Consider the following 19409-nt stretch of genomic DNA (forward strand, 5'->3'; position numbering starts at 1 on the left):
GGGTACCTGTCGGATCCCCCCGAGGGTGTGTCTGCGAGTGTCGCTGTCTCAGACGTCGAGTGCGCAGTCGCCCGCCGCGGCCGAGATACAGGTCTGTACCTTGTCGCCCTCGCGGCGCTCGTCGCCATTGCGCAGATCGCGGGCATGTCCGGAAGTCAGTGTGACGACACAGGTTTGGCAGATGCCCATCCGGCAGCCGAACGGCATCTGCACACCGACGGATTCGCCCGCTTCCAACAGACTGGTGGCGCCGTCGACCTCCACGGTGCGCCCGGTCTTGTCGAATGTGACCGTGCCGCCCTCGCCGACGGCGGAGCGCTCGATCTCGAAGCGCTCGACATGCAGCCGGTCGCTGATGTCGGCCGCACGCCAGTGCTGTTCGATCTCGTCGAGCATGGCGGCCGGCCCGCAGGCCCAGGTCTGGCGCTCGCGCCAATCCGGGAAGTGTTCGTCGAGTGTGGTGAGGGAGAACCGGCCCTGCTCGTCGGTGAGGTGCAGATGCGAGGAGAAGCTGGGGCGGCGAGCGTGCAGATCGCGCAGTTCGGCCCCGAACATCACATCGTCGCGGGTGCGCGCGGAGTGCACATGTACGACATCGGTGACCATGTCGCGGCGATCCAGCGCGCGCAGCATGGACATGACCGGGGTGATACCGCTGCCCGCGGTGAGGAACAGCACCTTTTCCGGCGGCGGCGACGGCAGCACGAAACCGCCCTGCGGTGCGGCCAACCGGACGATGGTGCCCGCGGCGACACCGCTGACAAGGTGGCTGGACAGGAAACCCTCGGGCATCGCCTTGACCGCGATGGAGATCAGCCGCTTGCCGCGGTGTTCCGGATCGGTCCAGTTCGGCGGGCAGGTCAGCGAGTACGAGCGCCAGTGCCAGCGGCCGTCGACCAGAATGCCGATGCCGATGTATTGACCCGGCTCGTATTTCCAGTCGAAGCCCCAGCCCGGCTTGATGACCAGGGTGGCCGAATCGGCGGTTTCCTTGCGCACCTCGACAATTCGGCCGCGCAGCTCACGCGCCGACCACAGTGGATTCGCCAGGTGCAGATAGTCGTCGGGCAGCAGCGGCGTGGTGACGCGCGCGACGGCGCCGCGCAGTACGTTCAGCCGTCCACCGCGTTCGGCGACTTCCGCCGCCGGAGCCTCCAGCCACTCCCGGACCGTGCGCACCGAGACTGCCGCTTTTTTCAAGACCATTGCCGCCGTTCGTCTCCCTGTCATTAGCGACCGGTGAAGCCGCCTCGCAGCCAGGTTACGGCATCGTAGGTTAGTGCGGGATGTGCAGGTTGCCGCGTCACTGCTCCACCTCGCCGGCGCTCGGCTCCGCCGTGCCCCGGAGGGCGCTGTGTTATTGGTTCACTCGTTGGCGCTCGCTCACAGTAATTCGAGCAGGAACGGCAGCTCCTGGGCGGCGTACCAGGCCAGCTGATGGTCCTCGGCATCGCCGAGCACGAATTCGGCATCGGCGTCGCCGAGGTCGGCGGCATCGACGACATCGACCGCCTTGGCCACCTCGGGTTCGGCCTCGGCCAGGTCGACGTGTACCGAGGCGATCCGGTCGTAGCCGATCGTTCCGGCCAATCGCACCACCGCGTCGTCGAGGTCGGGGCGCAGCTTCGCACCGGTCACATCGGCGGCGATGACCGCGCGGCGATAGACCGGGCTGTGGTAGGTGGTGGCTGGGTCGTCGGCGTCGCCGTCATCGTCGTCGGACGCCTCGGTCGCCTCCTCGCGCTCGGCGGCGAGCAGGCGCAGCGAGGCCCGCGCGGCCTCGGCCATCGCGACCTCGGCCAATTCTTCGTCGTCCCCGGAGGCATAGGCCTCGCGCAGTGTCGGCGTGACCGCGAAGGCGGTGCCGCCGGCGGGGCGCAGTTCCCGGTTCGCGACGAGCTCGCGCAGCATCGGCACGGTGGCGGGAATATAGACCCGCATGGTGTTCTCAGACGCAGGCACCGAGCATCTCCTCCATGGACTCGTGCACCGACGCGGCCAGCACGCCGATATCGGCCATCGCGTCGCGGTCGGCGTTGAGTCCGTAGAAGACGCGTCCGTCATAGGACGTGATCCCGATGCTCGAGGCCTGGTTGCGCAGCAGCGGCGACACCGGATACATCTCCAGCATCCGCGCGCCGCCGATATACATCGGGGTCTGCGGACCCGGTGCGTTGGTGATCACCAGATTGAACGTGTGCTCTGCGAACGTACTCGCCGCCCGCACACTCATCGCATGCAGGCTCGCCGGAGCGAAGCCGGCCAGGTGCACCAGGGTGCGCGCCCGCACGCCGCGCCGGTGCTTGCTGTTGGCCTCGGTGGCATGGGAGATATGCGATAGGCGCATCACCGGATTCGGTTCGCCCACCGGCAGGTCGATGAGGAACGAGGAGACCTCGCTGGTCGGTTTCAGCTGGTCGTCGATGCCTTCGACATAGACCGACATGGGCACCACCGCGCGCAGGACGGTCGATTCGGTGAGCGCCTCACCGCGCGAGAGCAGCCAATTGCGCAGCGCCCCGGTGACGACGGCCAGGATCGCATCGTTGATCGAGCATTCGAAGCGCTTGCGGATCTTGCGGTAGTCCTCCAGATCCGTGCGCACCACATCGAAGCGGCGGTTGCGCGAGGTCTTGGCGTTGAGCGGGCTGTCGGGTGCGCCGATGGTGGCCGCACGCACGGCCGAAACCATCGAATCCACCGCCTTGCCCGCGGCCTCGACCACCGAGAACGCGTGCGCGCTCGCGTCGCGCGCCACCTCGAGCGCCTCGCGCGGCTGCGCGGCCAAGTGGGTGAGCGCGCCGATCAGCAGTTCCATCTCGTTGGGTTCGCGCGGCGCCACCCAGGCGTCATCGGCGATACCGCGCGGTGATGCGCTGGTATCGAGGATGACGTGTCCGATCTCGAGTGCGGTATCCCCGTCGACGAGCGCCGAGTGGGTTTTGGTGAAGATCGCGGACCGGCCCTCGGCCAGGCCCTCGATCAAATACATCTCCCACAGTGGGCGGCTCTGATCGAGCGGTCGCGAAGCCAGCCGCGCAACCAGATCGTGCAGCTGACAATCGTTGCCCGGCTCGGGCAGTGCGGAGCGGCGGATGTGATAGGTGATATCGAAATGGCTGTCCTCGACCCAGACCGGGCGGCCGAGCGCGAACGGGACTTCGCGGACCTTCCTGCGATAGCGGGGGACCAGGGAAAGCCTGCTCTCCACCAGATCGACCAGTCCGTCGTAGTCGAGTGCCGTTTCCCCCTGTGCAGAGTCGCTACCTCGGACGATCGCGAGAGAGCCGATATGGATCGGATTGCTGCTCGACTCGAGCTGATAGAACGACGCGTCCTGCGGCGTCAATCTCGTGATCACGCTGCCCGGTGCTCCTTCCGATGTGGCTCCCACCCGAGCCGTCTCATCGCCCATTGTGGTCGCCCACAACGGTTCGTCCTGCCCCCTGTGGCATATCCAGCGATATTCGCGCAACCCTTTACCCACGTCTGGTTCCGTGGAAGGCTGCATCGGTTCGAGACCGGAGGAACTCGATTCGCACACATTAATCGGGGTGCCGCATAACGGATGCCTTTTGAGCTGCGCTGCCCCTTGGTGTCGTCACGTGCCGTCGGATGACGGGTCGTCCCTGGTAGGCAGGGCTCGCGGCGTCCGGCACGACGAACGACTTACATCGTATGACACCCGCGCTGAAACAGGTTCCGGTCCATCGGATTCCCAGCCGATCCGAGCGCCGACACACGGGTACGGTGAAAAGAAACGGCTGCCGCCTCGGCGGTAGCGGCGGATGCGGCGCTATGTCGCTGGTCATCGGCACCTACCATGGATGCCGCATTACCATGAAGCGTGCTGCGGATTCCGCCGTGCTCGGCGGGGGCCATGTGCACACTGCCCGCCCCGGGTGACGGCCGAACATTTGACACACCGACCAGAGGACTGACGAGACCCGTGCCTGCGCTGACACTGACGAGGTTGCTACGGATTGGTGAGGGACGCACGGTCAAGCGGCTCGCCCACCTCGCGGAAGAGGTCCTCGCGCTCGGGCCCGAGATCGAGGAGCTCACCGACCACGAGCTGCGTGCCAAGACCGACGAATTCAGGGACCGCTACGCCGACGGCGAAACGCTGGACGATCTGCTCCTGGAGGCGTTCGCGGTCGCCCGTGAGGCGTCCTGGCGGGTGCTGAACCAGAAGCACTACAAGGTGCAGATCATGGGTGGCGCGGCGCTGCACCTCGGCAATATCGCCGAGATGAAGACCGGTGAGGGCAAGACCCTGACCTGTGTGCTGCCCGCCTACCTCAACGCGATCTCCGGCGACGGGGTGCACGTCGTCACGGTCAACGACTACCTGGCCAAGCGCGATGCCGAGTGGATGGGCCGCGTGCACCGCTTCCTCGGGCTGAGCGTCGGCGTGATCCTGTCCGGTATGACCCCGGCCGAGCGTCGCGAGTCCTACAACTCCGACATCACCTACGGCACCAACAACGAATTCGGCTTCGATTACCTGCGCGACAATATGACCCACTCGCTGGACGATCTGGTCCAGCGCGGGCACAACTTCGCCGTGGTCGACGAGGTCGACTCCATCCTCATCGACGAGGCCCGCACCCCGCTGATCATCTCGGGCCCGGCCGACGCCTCCTCGAAGTGGTACGCCGAATTCGCCCGCATCGCACCGCTGTTGAAGAAGGACCTGCACTACGAGGTCGATATCAAGAAGCGCACCATCGGTGTGCACGAGGCTGGCGTGGAGTTCGTCGAGGATCAGCTCGGCATCGACAACCTCTACGAGGCGGCCAATTCGCCGCTGGTGAGCTACCTGAACAACGCCATCAAGGCCAAGGAGCTCTACCACCGGGACAAGGACTACATCGTCCGCGACGGCGAGGTCATCATCGTCGACGAGTTCACCGGCCGCATCCTGGTCGGTCGACGCTACAACGAGGGCATGCATCAGGCGATCGAGGCCAAGGAAGGCGTCGAGATCCAGCCGGAGAACCAGACCCTGGCCACCATCACGCTGCAGAACTACTTCCGCCTCTACGACAAGCTTTCCGGTATGACCGGTACCGCCGAGACCGAGGCCGCCGAGCTACACCAGATCTACAGCCTCGGCGTGGTCCCGATTCCGACGAACAAGCCGATGGTGCGTGCGGACCAGTCCGATCTGATCTACAAGACCGAAGAGGCCAAGTTCTCGGCCGTGGTCGACGATGTCACCGAACGGCACGAGAAGGGCCAGCCGGTGCTGATCGGTACCACCAGCGTCGAGCGCTCGGAGTACCTGTCCAAGCAGTTCACCAAGCGCGGCATCGCGCACAACGTGCTGAACGCGAAGTTCCACGAGAAGGAAGCCGAGATCATCGCCGAGGCCGGTCGCCCGGGCGCGGTCACGGTCGCGACGAATATGGCCGGTCGTGGTACCGACGTCGTGCTCGGCGGTAACCCGGACATCATCACCGACATCATCCTGCGCAAGGAGGGTCTGGATCCGGTGGAGACGCCGGAGGAGTACCAGGCCGCGTGGTTGCCGACGCTGGAGCGGGTCAAGGAGCAGACCGCCGAGGATGCCGACGCGGTGCGCGATGCCGGTGGTCTGTACGTGCTCGGCACCGAGCGCCACGAATCGCGGCGTATCGATAACCAGCTGCGTGGTCGTTCCGGCCGTCAGGGCGACCCGGGTGAGTCCCGGTTCTACCTGTCGCTGGGTGACGAGTTGATGCGGCGCTTCAACGGCGCCGCGCTCGAGGCCATCATGACCAGGCTCAACCTGCCCGACGATGTGCCGATCGAGGCGAAGATGGTCTCCAAGGCCATCAAGAGCGCGCAGACCCAGGTCGAGCAGCAGAACTTCGAGATCCGCAAGAACGTGCTCAAGTACGACGAGGTGATGAACCAGCAGCGCACCATCATCTACGGCGAGCGCAACCGGATTCTGCGCGGCGAGGATATGGAGGGCCAGGTCCAGGAGATGATCACCGACGTGATCACCGCCTATGTCGACGGCGCCACCGCCGAGGGCTACGTCGAGGACTGGGATCTGGACAAGCTGTGGACCGCGCTGAAGACGCTGTACCCGGTGAGCCTGGACTACAAGGAGCTGACCGGTGAGACCGGCGTCGGCGAAGCGGGCGATCTGACCAAGGACGAACTGGTCGAATCGCTGCTCGATGACGCGCACGACGCCTACGAGAAGCGCGAACAGCAGATCGACGGTCTGGCCGGCGAGGGTTCGATGCGCAATCTCGAACGCCAGGTACTGCTTTCGGTGCTGGACCGCAAGTGGCGCGAGCACCTCTACGAGATGGATTACCTCAAGGAGGGCATCGGCCTGCGTGCCATGGCGCAGCGCGATCCGCTGGTCGAATACCAGCGCGAGGGCTTCGACATGTTCGCCGCGATGCTCGAGGGCCTGAAGGAGGAGTCGGTCGGCTTCCTGTTCAACCTGCAGGTCGAGGTGCAGCAGCCGCAGCCCGAGGGCGTCGCGGTCGATCCTGGTCTGCGCTCGCCGGTCGGCGCCACCGCGCCGCGTCCACTGCCCACCCAGGAGGCGCCGGTCGGCAATGGCGCACCTGCGGCGTTGCGTGCCAAGGGGATCGGCGATTCCCGGGCCAACAACGGCTTCCACTATTCGGGTCCGGACGAGGGCGGCCACGCCGCGGTGCACAGTGACGCCGAGGAGTACGGCGACGGCAGCACTCGCCGTGAACGCCGCGAGGCGGCCCGCGCGCAGGCCAAGCCCAAGCGCGCACCGAAGACGCGTCGTCGGCACTGATTCGATCACGAAGGTGCCCATGGACTCGAGTCCATGGGCACCTTCGTCGTCGGTGAAGCTGATCCTTTCGAGCGACCTGCAAGCAGTCGCTAACGGCCACGAGGGGTGGTGTGGCGGAGTAGCTTACGAGGCGTGGACCGGGACGCTGTCGAGAAATGGGTCGGTGGTTATGAACGGGCCTGGCGTGCGCCGGGTACCGCGATGCTCGGGGAGCTGTTCACCCGCGATGTCGAGTATCTGGTGTCGCCGTGGGCGGATCCGATCGTCGGTCTCGAACCGCTCGAGGTGTTCTGGGAGGCCGAGCGCAGTGGGCCGGACGAGGCGTTCACGATGGCAGCCGAGGTTGTCGCGGTGGAGGATTCGACCGCCGTGGTGCGGGTGAGCGTGGAATATCGGTGGGACAGCCTGTCGCGCTGGCGGGATCTGTGGATATTGCGGTTCGACTCCGACGGTCTGTGCGACCGATTCGAGGAGTGGCCCTTCGCGCCTGAACAGGCCGACGGGCACTGACTACCAGGATTCGTTGGAGTTCAACGCGGTCAGCAGCAGGCGGATCGCGGCCACGCGGCGCTCCTTGCCGGGCAAGGAATCCAGCGCGCATTCAGGGTCCGCCGGAGGACCGAGATGGGTGCAGCCGCGGGGGCAATCCTCGATGGCGGCCGCCAGATCGGTGAAGGCGGCGATGACATCGTCGGGCGTGATGTGCGCCAGTCCGAAGGAACGGACACCGGGTGTGTCGATGACCCAGCCGCCCTGCGGGAGCGGCAGGGCGACGGATTGGGTTGAGGTGTGTTTGCCCTTGCCCACGCCGGAGACCTCGCCGACCGCGCGATCCGCATCGGGCACAAGGCGATTCACCAGCGTCGATTTGCCGACGCCGGAATGGCCGATGAAGGCGGTGAGTCGGTCGGTGAGCAGATCGAGGACCGGTTCGCTCGGGTCGTCGATGCCGCCGTAGATGATGGTGAGGTCGAGATCGTCGAAGGCTGCGGCGAATTCGGATTCGGCGGCCAGATCGTGTTTGGTCAAACACAGAATCGGTTGCAGTCCACCGGCATACGCGGCGACCATGGCGCGTTCGACGAAACCGGTGCGCGGCGGCGGATCGGCGAGGGCGACCACGATGAACAGCTGTTCGGCATTGCCGACGACGATCCGTTCGAACGGATCGGTGTCATCGGCGGTGCGGCGAAGGACGGTTCGGCGTTCCCCGACGCGGACGATGCGGGCCAGGGTATCGGGTCTGCCGGACAGATCGCCGACCACGTCGACCTGATCGCCGACGACGATCGGGGTGCGGCCCAGTTCCCTGGCCCGCATGGCGACGATCAGCTTGTCCGAATCGCCGCCGAGCACGCAACCCCAGCGACCGCGGTCCACCGAAACGACCATGGCCGCTTCCGCATCATTGTGCTGCGGACGGGTTTTCGTGCGTGGACGAGACGACTTGCCCGGGCGCACCCGGACATCCGACTCGTCGTAATCGCGTCTTCTCAGCGGGCCGCTCCCTGATCGGTGAGCGTGGGATCGAGCATCTGCTCCCACAGGCCGACGAATCCGGGCAGCGTCTTGGCCGTGGTACCGATATCCTCGATCGCCACGCCGGGCACCCGGAGTCCGAGAATCGCACCGGCCGTTGCCATTCGGTGGTCGGCATAGGAATGCCAGTTGCCGCCGTGCAGTGGGGCCGGGATGATCTCGAGTCCGTCCTCGGTCTCGGTGACATTGCCGCCGAGCCGGTTGATCTCGGTGGACAGGGCCGCGAGCCGATCGGTCTCGTGGCCGCGCAGATGGGCGATACCGCGCAGCCGGGACGGTGAATCCGCAAGTGCCGCAAGGGCGGCCACGGTCGGGGTCAACTCGCCGACATCGTGCAGATCGATATCGATACCGGCAAGGCGCTCGGGGCCGCGCACGGTCAGCACACCGTCGAACCGGGTGACTTCGGCGCCCATCCGAACCAGGATCTCCCGGATCACATCACCGGGCTGGGTGGTCAGGCGCGGCCAGTGCGGGATGCGGACCTCGCCACCGGTGACGGCGGCCGCGGCCAGGAAGGGCGTGGCATTGGACAGATCCGGCTCCACATCCCAGTTCACCGCGCGGATCGGGCCGGGTGCGACGGTCCAGGTCTGGGCCTTGCGGCTGTCGGCCGGAGAATCGACGGCGACCTCGGCGCGCCGCAGCATCTCCACTGTCATCTCGATATGCGGCATCGAGGGCAATGCCTTGCCGTCGTGGTGCACCACGATGCCCTCCTCGAACCGGGCTGCCGACAGCAGCAGTCCGGAGACGAACTGGGACGATCCGGAGGCATCGATGGTGACCGCGCCGCCGCGCAGCGCACCCTTGCCGTGCACCGTGAACGGCAGTGCGTCGCCCTCGATTTCCGCGCCGATCCGGCGCAGTGCTTCCAGGATGGTGCCGAGCGGACGAACCCGGGCCTGCTCGTCACCGTCGAAGGCGACATCGCCGGTGGCCAGGGCCGCGACCGGGGGCAGGAACCGCATGACGGTGCCGGCCAGGCCACAGTCGACGGTGCCGCCGTGCAGCGGCGCGGGTGTCACGGTCAGCGTGTCGGCGTCGCCCTCGATCCGTGCGCCCAATGCGCACAGCGCACCGATCATGAGTTCGGTGTCGCGGCTGCGCAACGCGCCGGAGATTGTTGAGGGACCCTCGGCGAGTGCGGCCAGGATCAGGGCCCGATTCGTGATCGATTTCGATCCGGGCAGGGTCACGGTCGCGTGCACGGGGACATCGACATAGGGCGCTGGCCAGAAACTCACCCGTCCATCTTCGCCCATCGCGCCACCGGACACACGGGCTGGGCTGTGTTTGATGGCAGCGCCTTCGGCGCTGCGTGTTCGCGGCCCCCTGGTGTCTCGCGTCCGAGCCGTCGAGACTCGCGACTTCGTCGCATGCGCTTCGACGGCTCGGACGCGAGACGGGCCGCGAACGGGTCGCTCGCAAGACTCGCTCCGTGGTGGTCGGTGATAGCGGATCGTTCGGCACCGATGTGTACGCGCCGGACGGTCGAGGCCCCGCACCTGCGGCGCATGCGCTTCGACGGCTCGGAACGAGACGGGCCGCGAACTCCCCGCTCGTAAGACTCGCTCCGTGGTGGTCACCGATAGCGGATCGTTCGGCACCGATGCGTACGCGCCGGACGGTCGAGGCCCCGCACCTGCGGCGCATGTGCTTCGACGGCTCGGACGCGAGACGGGTCGTGAACGGGTCGCTCGTAAGACTCGCTCCGTGGTGGTCACCGATAGCGGATCGTTCGGCACCGATGCGTACGCGCCGGACGGTCGAGGCCCCCACCTCCAGCGCATGCGCTTCGACGGCTCGGACGCGAGACGGGTCGTGAACGGGTCGCTCGTAAGACTCGCTCCGTGGTGATCACCGGTGGTGGATCGTTCGGCCACCGAGGTACGCGACGGGTGGTCGAGTCCTGCGGGTGCGGTGTGTTCGTTTCGGCCTCTCGGACGTGAGGCGGGTCGTGAACGGGTCGTTCGTAAGACTCTCTCCGTGGTGGTCGGTCGTAGACTCGCTCCGTTGTGAGTCGGCAGTGTGCGGGGGCTCGTCCGACATGCGAGCCCAGGGCCGAAGCTACTTGTGGCGTCCGTGCAGGATCGGGACCATGCGACGCAGCAGCTTCATGGTGGACTGGGTACGCGAGTAGCTGAGCAGTGCCATGCCGGGAATCGCGAAGCGCTGCACCGCGATCGAATGCGGCCGGGCGAATTCGCGCAGGCCGGGCTCGCCGTGGATGCGCCCGATTCCGGAATCGCCGACACCGCCGAAGGGCAGCCCCGCGATGGCGGCGAAGGCGAGTACGGAGTTCACCGAGGTCGCGCCGACGCGCAGCCTGCGCGCGATCTCCAGGCCGTTCTTCTTCGAGTAGACCGCCGAGGACAGGCCGTATTTGGACTTGTTCGCCAGCTCGACCGCTTCGTCGACGCCGTCCACTGTGCGAATGGTGACGGTCGGGCCGAAGGTCTCCTCGGCCACAGCCTCGGAGTTCTCGTCCACATCGACCAGCACGACCGGCTCGATGAACGGACCCTTGACCGACTCCGGCCCGCCGAGCACCGCGGTGCCGCCGTTCTTCAGCGCGTCATCGATATGGCGCCGCACGATATCGATCTGGCTGGGCATGGTCATCGGACCGTAGGAAGCATCGGCGTCCGAGCCCGGCTTGATGTCGGTCAGAATGCGCTCGACCTCGGCGACGAATTCGTCGCGCACCGAGCGGTCCACATAAACCCGCTCCACACCGGCGCAGGTCTGGCCACTGTTGGCGGTGGCGCCCCAGGCGACCGCATCGGCCGCGGCCTTCACATCGGCATCGCCCGCGACGATCACCGCATCCTTACCGCCGCATTCCAGCAGCACCGGGGTCAGCGATTCGGCGGCCGCGGCCATGATCTTCTTGCCGGTCGCGGTGGAGCCGGTGAACGCGATCTTGTCCACCCCCGCCTGAACCAGCGCTGCGCCGGTCGCGCCGTAACCATTGACCGTCTCGAAGACGCCTTCGGGCAGCTCCGGATTGGCCTTCTTGAACGCGTCGGAGAGGAAATTGCCGATGCCGGTGGAGAATTCGCTCGGCTTGAAGACGACGGTATTGCCCGCGGCCAGGGCATAGGCGATGGAGCCGTTCGGGGTATAGACCGGATAGTTCCACGGGCCGATCACGCCGATGACACCGAGCGGACGCTGCTCCAATCGCGCGGAGAAGTTCGCCATCAACGCGCCGGGGAAGATCTTCTTCGGCGACAGCACCTTCTTGGCGTTCTTGGCCGCCCAGGCGATGTGCTCGAGCGCGAGCATCAACTCCAGGAACGCGTCGTCGAGTGGCTTGCCGTTCTCCTTGTGGATGAGCGCGGTCAACTCCGCGGAGTCCGCGACCAACTGGCTCGACCAGCGCAGCAGATGTTTGCGCCGCTCGTCGAAGCTCAGTGCGCCCCAGGTGGCGGCGGCGGTACGGGCCTTGGCGACGGCGGCGCGCACCGCGTCCGCATCCGCGATGGTGTGGGTGGCGATGACCTCTCCGGTGGCCGGATCGACCGATGTCAGCGCCGTCTGTGGCGCCGCTGGGGTGGTCTCGATGGTTGTCACGGTTGGTCTCTCCTCTTGCCGAAATAAGTTAACGACCATTCTCTGAGATGATGCTATGCCACAACTCTCACCAGGTCACCCCTCCCGTCAATTCTTCCCGAGTCTGTCGGCGCCGCGTGGAAGTATCGAGATATGTGCGGCAGATATGCGACAACTACCGATCCCGGTCGGCTCGCCGCCGAACTGGACGCCATCGACGAGACGCCGGCCGTTGACAACGGCGGTTCCGCCAACTACAACGTGGCACCGACCACCCAGGTGCTGACCGTGGTGGAGCGCCATGAGCACGGCCACCCCGACGACGACCCCAGGTTGCGCGTCCGGCGGATGCGCTGGGGCCTGATCCCGGTCTGGACCAAGGCCGCCGAACCCGGCGTGCCGGTCAAGGGCAAACCGCTGTTCAATGCCCGCGCCGACAAGGCAGCGACCACGCCGTCGTTCCGCGATGCGGTGAAGTATCGCCGCTGTCTGGTTCCGATGGACGGCTGGTACGAGTGGTTGGTCGAACCGGATGCCGGGGCCAAGGGCAAGGTCGCGAAGCATCCGTACTTCATGGCGAATGCCGATGGCTCACGGCTGTATATGGCCGGATTGTGGTCGGTGTGGCGGGACCGTTCGCAACAGGACAGCGAACCGCTGCTGTCGTGCACCATCCTGACCACCGACGCCGTCGGTGAGCTCACCCGCATCCACGATCGGATGCCGCTGCCCATGCCGCAAGCGAATTGGGCGGCCTGGCTGGATCCGGATCATCCGGCACCGGCCACGCTGCTCGAGACGCCGACCGAGGAATCGGTGGCGGGCATTGTGGCGCGTCCGGTCTCGTCGCTGGTCAACAGTGTGCGCAATAACGGCCCTGAGTTGTTGGCGCCGTTGGACACTCGGCCCGGTACGGAAAAGGCCGGGCAGATCAGCTTGCTGTGATCGCCCGGCCCGCCGTTCATCGACTCACAGCTGGCACTTCACGCTGTTCGTCACGATATTCAGCACGCACTTGGCGATACCGCCGCCCAGGTCGATGACTTTGCGAGCCACGCCGCCGCCCAGGTCGATGACCTTGCCTGCGACGCCGCCGCCCAACTTCTCGGCCTTGTCGGCCTTCTCATCCTTCGTCGGGTTGTTGTTCTTCTTCGGCCCGTCGTCAACGACATGTTCGTCGAACGGGAAGTCGTTGACGTCGATCACCAGGGGGCTGCCAGGTGCGGCGGTGGCCGTGGGCGCTAGCAGCGCGACCGGGCCGTTGGTGAGCAGGAGAACTCCGAACAGGGTGACGATCACGGTGCTGCACAATCGCTGGCGCGCGGACATTTCACATCACATCCTCGAGTCGGACGATCTGGGCCCGTTCAGTAACGCACAAATGTTGCTGATGTGGTGCGGATTTATACGGATGTGACTGGTGCGGTTACTGCATCGGTGAGTCGGACAAGGTCCGCCGGTGCCAATTCGATCTCCAATCCGCGCCTTCCCGCGCTGCAAAGCATGCGGTCCCAGGCCAATGCCGAGGCATCGACCACGGTGGGCAGCAGCTTGCGCTGGCCCAGTGGGGAGATGCCGCCGAGTACGTAACCAGTGATTCGCTCGGCCTTCGCCTTATCCGCCATGGCCGCCTTGGGCGCACCGAGCGCCGCGGCAGCCGCCTTGAGCGACAAGGTATTCGGCACCGGTAGCACCGCGACTGCGAGCGCGCCGGTCGACAATTCGATCACCAGCGTTTTGAAGATCTGCGCCGCCGTCACCCCGACCTCGGCGGCGAGTGCGTCGACCGCCTCGGTGCCGTAGGAGTCGGCACGCGGATCGTGCTTGTACGCGTGCACGCGGTGGGCCACACCGGCCTTGGCCAGAGTGCGGATCGCCGGGGTCGAGGCTCCTGCCATGCCGGTCACCCTAATGGCGGTCCGCAACGCGTTTTTCGGTGCGGGGGTTCGCTATGGGAACACAGGCGAGCACGGACATGTTGCATGCGATACGGAAGCCGCTCGGCGGTTGTACGACGTGAAGGAGAGGTCGGTGCCGGTTCTGCTCGAAGAACGCCCGGTGACGTCGCAGGTGTCCGATTGGCGGCGCTCCCGGCGCCCTACGTGGTTACGCTCCGCTACCGCCTCCGGGCGCGTCGAGAGCACCGCGGGGGACTCTCAGTTCTCACTCGATCTGGTCACGCCTGTAGATTTGGCAGGTACGGCGATCGAAGGGATTGGTGTGACGAGCGACGATGACGTGGTGACCGACGGTGCGGTCGGCGCCGCGGTCGACGATACCGAGCTGGTGCAGCGATTCGAGCGCGATGCGCTCCCGCTGCTCGACCAGCTCTACGGTGCCGCGCTGCGCATGACCCGGAATCCGGCCGATGCCGAGGATTTGGTGCAGGAGACCTACGTCAAGGCGTTCCAGGGCTTCAAATCCTTCAAGGAGGGCACCAATCTGCGTGCCTGGCTCTACCGGATCCTGACCAACACCTACATCAACTCCTACCGCAAGAAGCAGCGCCAGCCCGCGCAGTATCCGACCGACGAGATCACCGACTGGCAGCTCGCCGCCACCGCCGAGCACACTTCGACCGGGCTGCGTTCGGCCGAGGTGGAGGCGCTGGACGCGCTGCCGGACGACGACATCAAGGCCGCACTGCAGGAACTGCCGGAGGAATTCCGGATGGCGGTGTACTACGCGGATGTCGAGGGTTTCCCATATAAGGAAATCGCCGACATCATGGGCACCCCCATCGGTACGGTGATGTCCCGGCTGCATCGCGGCCGCAAGCAGCTCAAAGGATTGCTCGCCGATGTGGCGCGCGAACGTGGATTCAACCGCAACGGCGCGGAACGCCAGGAGGTCAAGCAGGCATGAGCGAGCGTAGCGAGCGGACAATAGGCACAGCCGAGCATCGCTCGGTCATGGCGGAGCCGAGCGCCAGCGAGGTGGAGTCATGAGCGAGCGTAGCGAGCGAATCAAAGGCACAGCACCTTCCGGTGCGACGGAACCGAGCGCCAGCGAGGTGCAGTCGTGACGGAGCGTGACCCCGATATGGAGTTGGACTGCACGGCTGTGCTCGCCGATGTCTGGCTCATGCTCGACGGTGAATGTGACGACGCCACCCGGGCCCGCCTGCAGCACCACATGGATCACTGCTCACCGTGCATCGAGGCCTACGGCATCGAGGAGAAGATCAAGAGCCTGCTGAGCCGCAAGTGCGGCGGCGATCGGGCGCCGGATTCACTGCGCGATCGGCTGAGTCTGCAAATCCGCCGATCCGTCACGGTCACGCGGGTCGAGACCACCGAGTAGTTCCGGAAACAGAAAAAACACCGAGTGCCTACGGAAGATCATGGCCCTCGGTGTTTTTCGTCTGTTACGGCTCAGGCGTTAGGACGCTTGCCGTGGTTGGCCGCGCTTCCCTTGCGGCTGCGCTTCTTACGACCACGCTTACCCATAGGTAGTCTCCCTTCTGATTGAAGGCCATTGTTTCATGTGTGGTTGGCTGTAGCTTCAGCGGATACGGGCGAACGAGTGGATGAGGTGTCATGGCGGAGGAAGTGCTCTCGGAGCTGGTGTCGGTCGTGCAGCAGGTGGTCGTTGCCGAGGGTGACGAGGTACACGAGGGCGACACCCTGGTGATCCTCGAGTCGATGAAAATGGAGATCCCGGTGCTCGCCGAGAGCGGTGGCACGGTTACCTCGATCGGCGTCAAAGAGGGCGATGCGATCAAGGCCGGGCACCTGATCGCCGTCATCTCTTAACTTCTGAAGCGGGTAGATCGAAAATGGCGACACTGAGTGAGCTGCTGGCCGAACACACCGACCTACCCGGCGTCGCCGTGGACCATCTGCAGCGAGTGGTCGGCGATTGGCAACTGCTCGCCGATCTGTCCTTCGCGGATCTGCTGCTGTGGGTCGGTGCGGGACCGATCGCCGACGGCGCCGATATCGTCTGCGTGGCACAGTGTCGCCCGACGACCGCGCCCACTGTCCATCCGGAGGACCGGGTCGGTGGAACCGCGTTGCAGACCGATCATCCGCAGGTGTTCGACGCGCTGATGACCGGCAAGATCGTGCGCGCGGACAGTGATATCGAGGCCGAGGGCGTCTACCATCCGCATCCGGTGCACGCCATCCGCGAGGCCATTCCGGTGCGCTGCGGCGACGATGTCATCGCGGTGCTCAGCCGCGATACCGATCTGCAGCGCTCGCGCGTGCGCAGCACGCTGGAGATCGCCTATGTCGCCTGCGCCGACGATCTGTGCCAGATGATCGCCGACGGCACCTTCCCGACCACCGAGGACCGCGCCGCGACGCACTCCAGTCCGCGTGCGGGCGACGGCTTCATCCGGCTCGATACCGAGGGCATCGTCGTCTACGCCAGCCCGAACGCGCTGTCGGCGTATCACCGGATGGGGCTGCAGTCGGATCTGGCCGGTCAGGATCTGGCCGTCACCACCCGATCGCTGATCACCGATCCGTTCGACGCCCAGGAGGTCGTCGGCGATATCCAGGCCGCCCTGGCCGGCCGCACCGGGCGTCGCATGGAGGTCGAGGCGCGCGGCGCGACCGTGCTGCTGCGCACCCTGGTGCTGCGCCCGCACGGGGAACTGGCCGGGGCCGCGGTGCTGGTCCGCGACGTCACCGAGGTCAAGCGCCGCGACCGCGCGCTGCTCAGCAAGGACGCGACCATCCGTGAGATCCACCACCGGGTGAAGAACAATCTGCAGACCGTCGCCGCGCTGCTGCGGTTGCAGGCGCGCCGAACCGAGAACGAGGAGGCGCAGGTCGCGCTGACCGAATCGGTGCGCCGGGTCACCTCGATCGCCTCGGTGCACGAGATGCTGTCGATGTCGGTGGATGAAGAGGTCGATCTCGACGAAGTCGTGGACCGGCTGCTGCCGATCATGGCCGATGTCGCGACCGTGCACACCGCGAGAATCAAAGTGCGCCGGGCGGGTTCGCTCGGCGTGTTCTCCGCCGAACGTGCCACCCCGCTGGTGATGGTGCTCACCGAACTGGTGCAGAACGCCATCGAGCACGCCTTCGATTCCGGCGAAAACGGCACGGTGACAATCCGTTCCGAGCGTTCGGCGCGCTGGCTGGACGTGATCATCAGCGATGACGGCCGCGGCCTGCCGCCGGGTTTCAGCCTGGAATCCTCCGACCGCCTCGGCCTGCAGATCGTGCGCACCCTGGTCACTGCCGAACTCGGCGGCTCCATCGGCCTGCACCCCGGCGCCGACATAGGCACCGACGCAGTGCTGCGAGTCCCATTGGGTCGCCGCTCCGGGCGTTAGTCGAATTCGCCTGGCAAGCAATAAGACTCATCTTTCACGCACACCTGACCACCACGGAGCGAGTCTTACGAGCGACGTTCGCGGCCCGTCTCGCGTCCGAGTGGTCGAAGCGCATGCGCCGCAGGCGCGAGTCTCGGCCACTCGGACGCGAGACATCCAGGGGCCGCGAACACGCGGCGCCGCAGGCGCCGCAATTAGACACAGACACAAAATAGCCCGGCACCTGAGTGCCGGGCTTGACTGCGTTACCGGGCCGGGCTGAGAGGTCCGGTAACGCTGGTCGTCCTACTAGACGACGGTGCGGGTGCGCGTGCGGGCGTTGCGACGCTTGAGCGCCCGACGTTCGTCCTCGCTCATACCGCCCCACACGCCGGCATCCTGCCCGGACTTCAGGGCCCAGGACAGGCAGTCAGCGGTAACGGGGCAGCGAGCGCAGACCAGCTTGGCATCGGCAATCTGCGCGAGCGCCGGACCACTGTTACCCACCGGGAAGAACAGCTCGGGGTCCTCATCGCGACAGATGGCCTTGTGGCGCCAGTCCATTCCTCTGCTCCTTTGCTGGGCGCCGCAAAGGGCGCCTATGGTTTGTGGATCGTTCACTTGTGCGACTCGAATGTTTCCGCACGGTTGCTTGTGAATGCTTTCACGAACACCGTAGATGTCAATAGGTATCCGGTGCACCGTGGGGAAGCTCACGCTCTCAAGGAACCCCTTGGGGAACCTGCCCGGTCCTTTGTACTCGCTCTACCCGGTTTTCGCAGCACAACACCGAGTTTTTTCGCGCGTTTCGTGCTCATTTCGGGCGGGGAGCGACGACCTCGAGCACATCGGGCACGGCTGTGAAATCCACCATGTTGCGTTTTCCGATAAAGTCGCCGTCGATTTGCAGGCCGATCGGCTCACTGGCCTCGATGTGCACGGACGGCACATCGTCCTCACGAAATAGGTTGCGGGACTTGGGATTTCCATTGGCCGCGAGAAGCTGCCTGGCGAGCAGCAGGGTGGATACCACCGACATCGACCGCACGGCAAACACGCCGAGACCGGTTTCGAAGGCGGTACCGGGGTTGGTGTGCACCGGGGTGGCGTTCAGGTAGGTCCATGGGCTGGCGTTCGTTACGAAGGCGTAATGGACCTCACTGATGGGGTCGAATCCCGGGATCTCGATCCGGACGCTGGGCTCCTTGCGCTTCGACTTGAAAAACTGTCGGACAGTGGTGCGAACGTAGCGGCCGGGGGTGGCGGCATGGCCGTTGGCGCGACTGTTGTCGATCGCTTCGCAGACATCGGCGTCGAGGCCGACACCGGCGCTGAAGCCGAACCAACGGTCATCGGCGAGGCCGAGCCCGATTTTGCGGTCGTGGTCGAGGGTGAGCAGATCGATGAGCTGGTTGGTTGCGGTCACCGGATCCGGAGAGATGCCGAGGGCACGCGCGAACACATTCGCCGAGCCGCCCGGAATCACGCCGAGGCGCGGCAGCCAGGCCTGTCCGTCGTCGACCTGGGGCAGCGGCAGAAAGCCGTTGATGGTCTCGTTGACCGTCCCATCGCCGCCGTGCACGACGATCAGGTCCATCTCGTTGGTTGCTGCCCACTGCGCCAATTCCGCCGCGTGGCCGCGGTGCTGGGTATGCGCGACGGTCAGCTGAGTCCGGCTCTCCAACGCGTGCGCCAGCAGGTCCCGCGTCGCCGGCGTAGTCGAGGTGGCATTCGGATTCACGATCAGCAACGTCCGCACCTTCGGCAGCCTAATCGGCGCACGGCCCGGTCCGAAAAGCCGCCGAGTGCGTTCTAGGCTTGGCCACGTGGCGGACAGCGGCAAAGACGAGGTTTCGGCGGGTGTGCCCGCGACGGTGCGCGGTGCGGGCGGATTGGTCGCCCTGGAGGGGGCGGTGGCCGTGGTCGTGGCGATCGTGCTGATCGTGCGTGGCCTGCTCGGACACGATCAGAGCGCCGCGAGCGGATACGGCACCGCCGCGTGGTTCGGGATTCTCGGCGGCGCGGTGCTCGCGGCCGGGATCGGACTTTTTCTCGGGCACCGATGGGGCCGTGCCATCGCCGTGATCGCACAGGTGCTGCTGCTTCCGGTGACCTGGTCGCTGCTGACCGATTCGCATCAACCGGTGCTCGGCGCGCTGCTCGGCCTGGTCGTGGTGGGCGCGCTGGTGTTCTTGTTCGCGCCCGCGTCGAATCGCTGGATGGCTGAGGTGTACGGGATCGAACCGGAATCGAAGTAACCGG

Annotated in this window: 19 protein-coding genes; 8 read left to right on the plus strand and 11 right to left on the minus strand. The window is 65.9% G+C overall.

Annotation, left to right across the window (positions count from 1 at the left end; all coding sequences use genetic code 11):
- Positions 1 to 48: 48 nt before the first annotated feature.
- From ACQPYR_RS08475 to ACQPYR_RS08485, 3 genes are all read right to left on the minus strand, one after another.
- On the minus strand, positions 49 to 1206 hold the full coding sequence (locus tag ACQPYR_RS08475) for a ferredoxin reductase (protein WP_433629633.1): 1158 nt from the start codon (positions 1204 to 1206) through the stop codon (positions 49 to 51).
- A 177-nt stretch (positions 1207 to 1383) separates the two neighbouring features.
- Positions 1384 to 1941, minus strand: a complete 558-nt coding sequence (locus tag ACQPYR_RS08480) for a DUF6912 family protein (RefSeq protein WP_433635064.1) — start codon at positions 1939 to 1941, stop codon at positions 1384 to 1386.
- Positions 1942 to 1948: 7 nt separating this feature from the next.
- Positions 1949 to 3361 (minus strand): WS/DGAT/MGAT family O-acyltransferase, encoded by a 1413-nt coding sequence (locus ACQPYR_RS08485; RefSeq protein ID WP_433629637.1) that lies wholly within the window; start codon positions 3359 to 3361, stop codon positions 1949 to 1951.
- A 588-nt stretch (positions 3362 to 3949) separates the two neighbouring features.
- On the opposite strand from ACQPYR_RS08485, the gene secA reads away from it, so the two are divergent.
- Complete coding sequence (gene secA, locus ACQPYR_RS08490) at positions 3950 to 6778, plus strand: preprotein translocase subunit SecA (RefSeq protein ID WP_433629640.1); 2829 nt, start codon at positions 3950 to 3952, stop codon at positions 6776 to 6778.
- Positions 6779 to 6910: 132 nt separating this feature from the next.
- On the plus strand, positions 6911 to 7288 hold the full coding sequence (locus ACQPYR_RS08495; RefSeq protein ID WP_433629643.1) for a nuclear transport factor 2 family protein: 378 nt from the start codon (positions 6911 to 6913) through the stop codon (positions 7286 to 7288).
- Here ACQPYR_RS08495 and rsgA read toward each other — a convergent pair whose 3' ends face one another.
- The 3 genes from rsgA to ACQPYR_RS08510 all read right to left on the minus strand — a co-directional run bounded on the left by rsgA (position 7289) and on the right by ACQPYR_RS08510 (position 11935).
- The gene (gene rsgA / locus ACQPYR_RS08500) at positions 7289 to 8275 is read right to left on the minus strand and encodes a ribosome small subunit-dependent GTPase A (protein WP_433635065.1); all 987 of its coding nucleotides are present in this window, start codon (positions 8273 to 8275) and stop codon (positions 7289 to 7291) included.
- Complete coding sequence (gene aroA, locus ACQPYR_RS08505; RefSeq protein WP_433629646.1) at positions 8272 to 9582, minus strand: 3-phosphoshikimate 1-carboxyvinyltransferase; 1311 nt, start codon at positions 9580 to 9582, stop codon at positions 8272 to 8274. Before aroA ends, rsgA begins: the two co-directional genes overlap by 4 nt.
- 805 nt (positions 9583 to 10387) lie before the next feature.
- Positions 10388 to 11935, minus strand: a complete 1548-nt coding sequence (locus ACQPYR_RS08510) for an aldehyde dehydrogenase family protein (RefSeq protein WP_433629649.1) — start codon at positions 11933 to 11935, stop codon at positions 10388 to 10390.
- Positions 11936 to 12028: 93 nt separating this feature from the next.
- On the opposite strand from ACQPYR_RS08510, the gene ACQPYR_RS08515 reads away from it, so the two are divergent.
- Positions 12029 to 12820, plus strand: a complete 792-nt coding sequence (locus tag ACQPYR_RS08515) for an SOS response-associated peptidase (RefSeq protein WP_433629652.1) — start codon at positions 12029 to 12031, stop codon at positions 12818 to 12820.
- 24 nt (positions 12821 to 12844) lie between these two features.
- On the opposite strand, the gene ACQPYR_RS08520 is transcribed toward ACQPYR_RS08515, so the two are convergent.
- On the minus strand, positions 12845 to 13174 hold the full coding sequence (locus ACQPYR_RS08520; protein WP_433629655.1) for a hypothetical protein: 330 nt from the start codon (positions 13172 to 13174) through the stop codon (positions 12845 to 12847).
- Positions 13175 to 13278: 104 nt separating this feature from the next.
- Complete coding sequence (ybaK, locus tag ACQPYR_RS08525) at positions 13279 to 13773, minus strand: Cys-tRNA(Pro) deacylase (RefSeq protein WP_433629658.1); 495 nt, start codon at positions 13771 to 13773, stop codon at positions 13279 to 13281.
- Positions 13774 to 14095: 322 nt separating this feature from the next.
- Here ybaK and ACQPYR_RS08530 point away from each other — a divergent pair, with 322 nt between their 5' ends.
- Together ACQPYR_RS08530 and rsrA are read left to right on the plus strand one after the other, a co-directional pair.
- Positions 14096 to 14740 (plus strand): sigma-70 family RNA polymerase sigma factor, encoded by a 645-nt coding sequence (locus ACQPYR_RS08530; protein WP_433629660.1) that lies wholly within the window; start codon positions 14096 to 14098, stop codon positions 14738 to 14740.
- 156 nt (positions 14741 to 14896) lie between these two features.
- On the plus strand, positions 14897 to 15178 hold the full coding sequence (rsrA, locus tag ACQPYR_RS08535; protein ID WP_433629663.1) for a mycothiol system anti-sigma-R factor: 282 nt from the start codon (positions 14897 to 14899) through the stop codon (positions 15176 to 15178).
- Positions 15179 to 15249: 71 nt separating this feature from the next.
- Here rsrA and ACQPYR_RS08540 read toward each other — a convergent pair whose 3' ends face one another.
- Entirely contained in the window at positions 15250 to 15324 is a 75-nt protein-coding gene (locus ACQPYR_RS08540) for a 50S ribosomal protein bL37 (protein ID WP_095887907.1), read from the minus strand.
- Positions 15325 to 15414: 90 nt separating this feature from the next.
- Between ACQPYR_RS08540 and ACQPYR_RS08545 the strand changes: the two genes are divergently transcribed.
- Both ACQPYR_RS08545 and ACQPYR_RS08550 read left to right on the plus strand, forming a co-directional pair.
- Complete coding sequence (locus ACQPYR_RS08545; protein ID WP_040694864.1) at positions 15415 to 15630, plus strand: biotin/lipoyl-binding carrier protein; 216 nt, start codon at positions 15415 to 15417, stop codon at positions 15628 to 15630.
- A 23-nt stretch (positions 15631 to 15653) separates the two neighbouring features.
- Positions 15654 to 17168, plus strand: coding sequence for a sensor histidine kinase (locus ACQPYR_RS08550; protein ID WP_063041132.1), 1515 nt, complete (start codon positions 15654 to 15656; stop codon positions 17166 to 17168).
- 288 nt (positions 17169 to 17456) lie between these two features.
- Here ACQPYR_RS08550 and ACQPYR_RS08555 read toward each other — a convergent pair whose 3' ends face one another.
- Both ACQPYR_RS08555 and ACQPYR_RS08560 read right to left on the minus strand, forming a co-directional pair.
- Positions 17457 to 17711 carry a WhiB family transcriptional regulator gene (locus ACQPYR_RS08555; protein ID WP_011211115.1) on the minus strand — a complete coding sequence of 85 codons (255 nt, stop codon included), beginning with the start codon at positions 17709 to 17711 and terminating at the stop codon, positions 17457 to 17459.
- 250 nt (positions 17712 to 17961) lie between these two features.
- Positions 17962 to 18906 (minus strand): diacylglycerol/lipid kinase family protein, encoded by a 945-nt coding sequence (locus ACQPYR_RS08560; RefSeq protein ID WP_433629668.1) that lies wholly within the window; start codon positions 18904 to 18906, stop codon positions 17962 to 17964.
- Positions 18907 to 18973: 67 nt separating this feature from the next.
- Here ACQPYR_RS08560 and ACQPYR_RS08565 point away from each other — a divergent pair, with 67 nt between their 5' ends.
- A complete protein-coding gene (locus ACQPYR_RS08565; RefSeq protein WP_433525210.1) occupies positions 18974 to 19405 on the plus strand; it encodes a hypothetical protein in 432 nt (143 codons plus the stop codon).
- Positions 19406 to 19409: the final 4 nt, after the last annotated feature.

The organism is Nocardia sp. CA-120079, assembly GCF_050955745.1.
GTDB lineage: Bacteria > Actinomycetota > Actinomycetes > Mycobacteriales > Mycobacteriaceae > Nocardia.

Coding starts and splice junctions, on each gene's coding strand:
- ACQPYR_RS08475 (WP_433629633.1), bottom strand. CDS start 1,206: ATGGTCTTGAAAAAAGCGGCAGTCTCGGTGCGCACGGTCCGGGAGTGG.
- ACQPYR_RS08480 (WP_433635064.1), bottom strand. CDS start 1,941: ATGCGGGTCTATATTCCCGCCACCGTGCCGATGCTGCGCGAGCTCGTC.
- aroA (WP_433629646.1), bottom strand. CDS start 9,582: ATGGGCGAAGATGGACGGGTGAGTTTCTGGCCAGCGCCCTATGTCGAT.
- ACQPYR_RS08510 (WP_433629649.1), bottom strand. CDS start 11,935: ATGGTCGTTAACTTATTTCGGCAAGAGGAGAGACCAACCGTGACAACC.
- ACQPYR_RS08515 (WP_433629652.1), top strand. CDS start 12,029: ATGTGCGGCAGATATGCGACAACTACCGATCCCGGTCGGCTCGCCGCC.
- ybaK (WP_433629658.1), bottom strand. CDS start 13,773: ATGGCAGGAGCCTCGACCCCGGCGATCCGCACTCTGGCCAAGGCCGGT.
- ACQPYR_RS08545 (WP_040694864.1), top strand. CDS start 15,415: ATGGCGGAGGAAGTGCTCTCGGAGCTGGTGTCGGTCGTGCAGCAGGTG.
- ACQPYR_RS08550 (WP_063041132.1), top strand. CDS start 15,654: ATGGCGACACTGAGTGAGCTGCTGGCCGAACACACCGACCTACCCGGC.
- ACQPYR_RS08555 (WP_011211115.1), bottom strand. CDS start 17,711: ATGGACTGGCGCCACAAGGCCATCTGTCGCGATGAGGACCCCGAGCTG.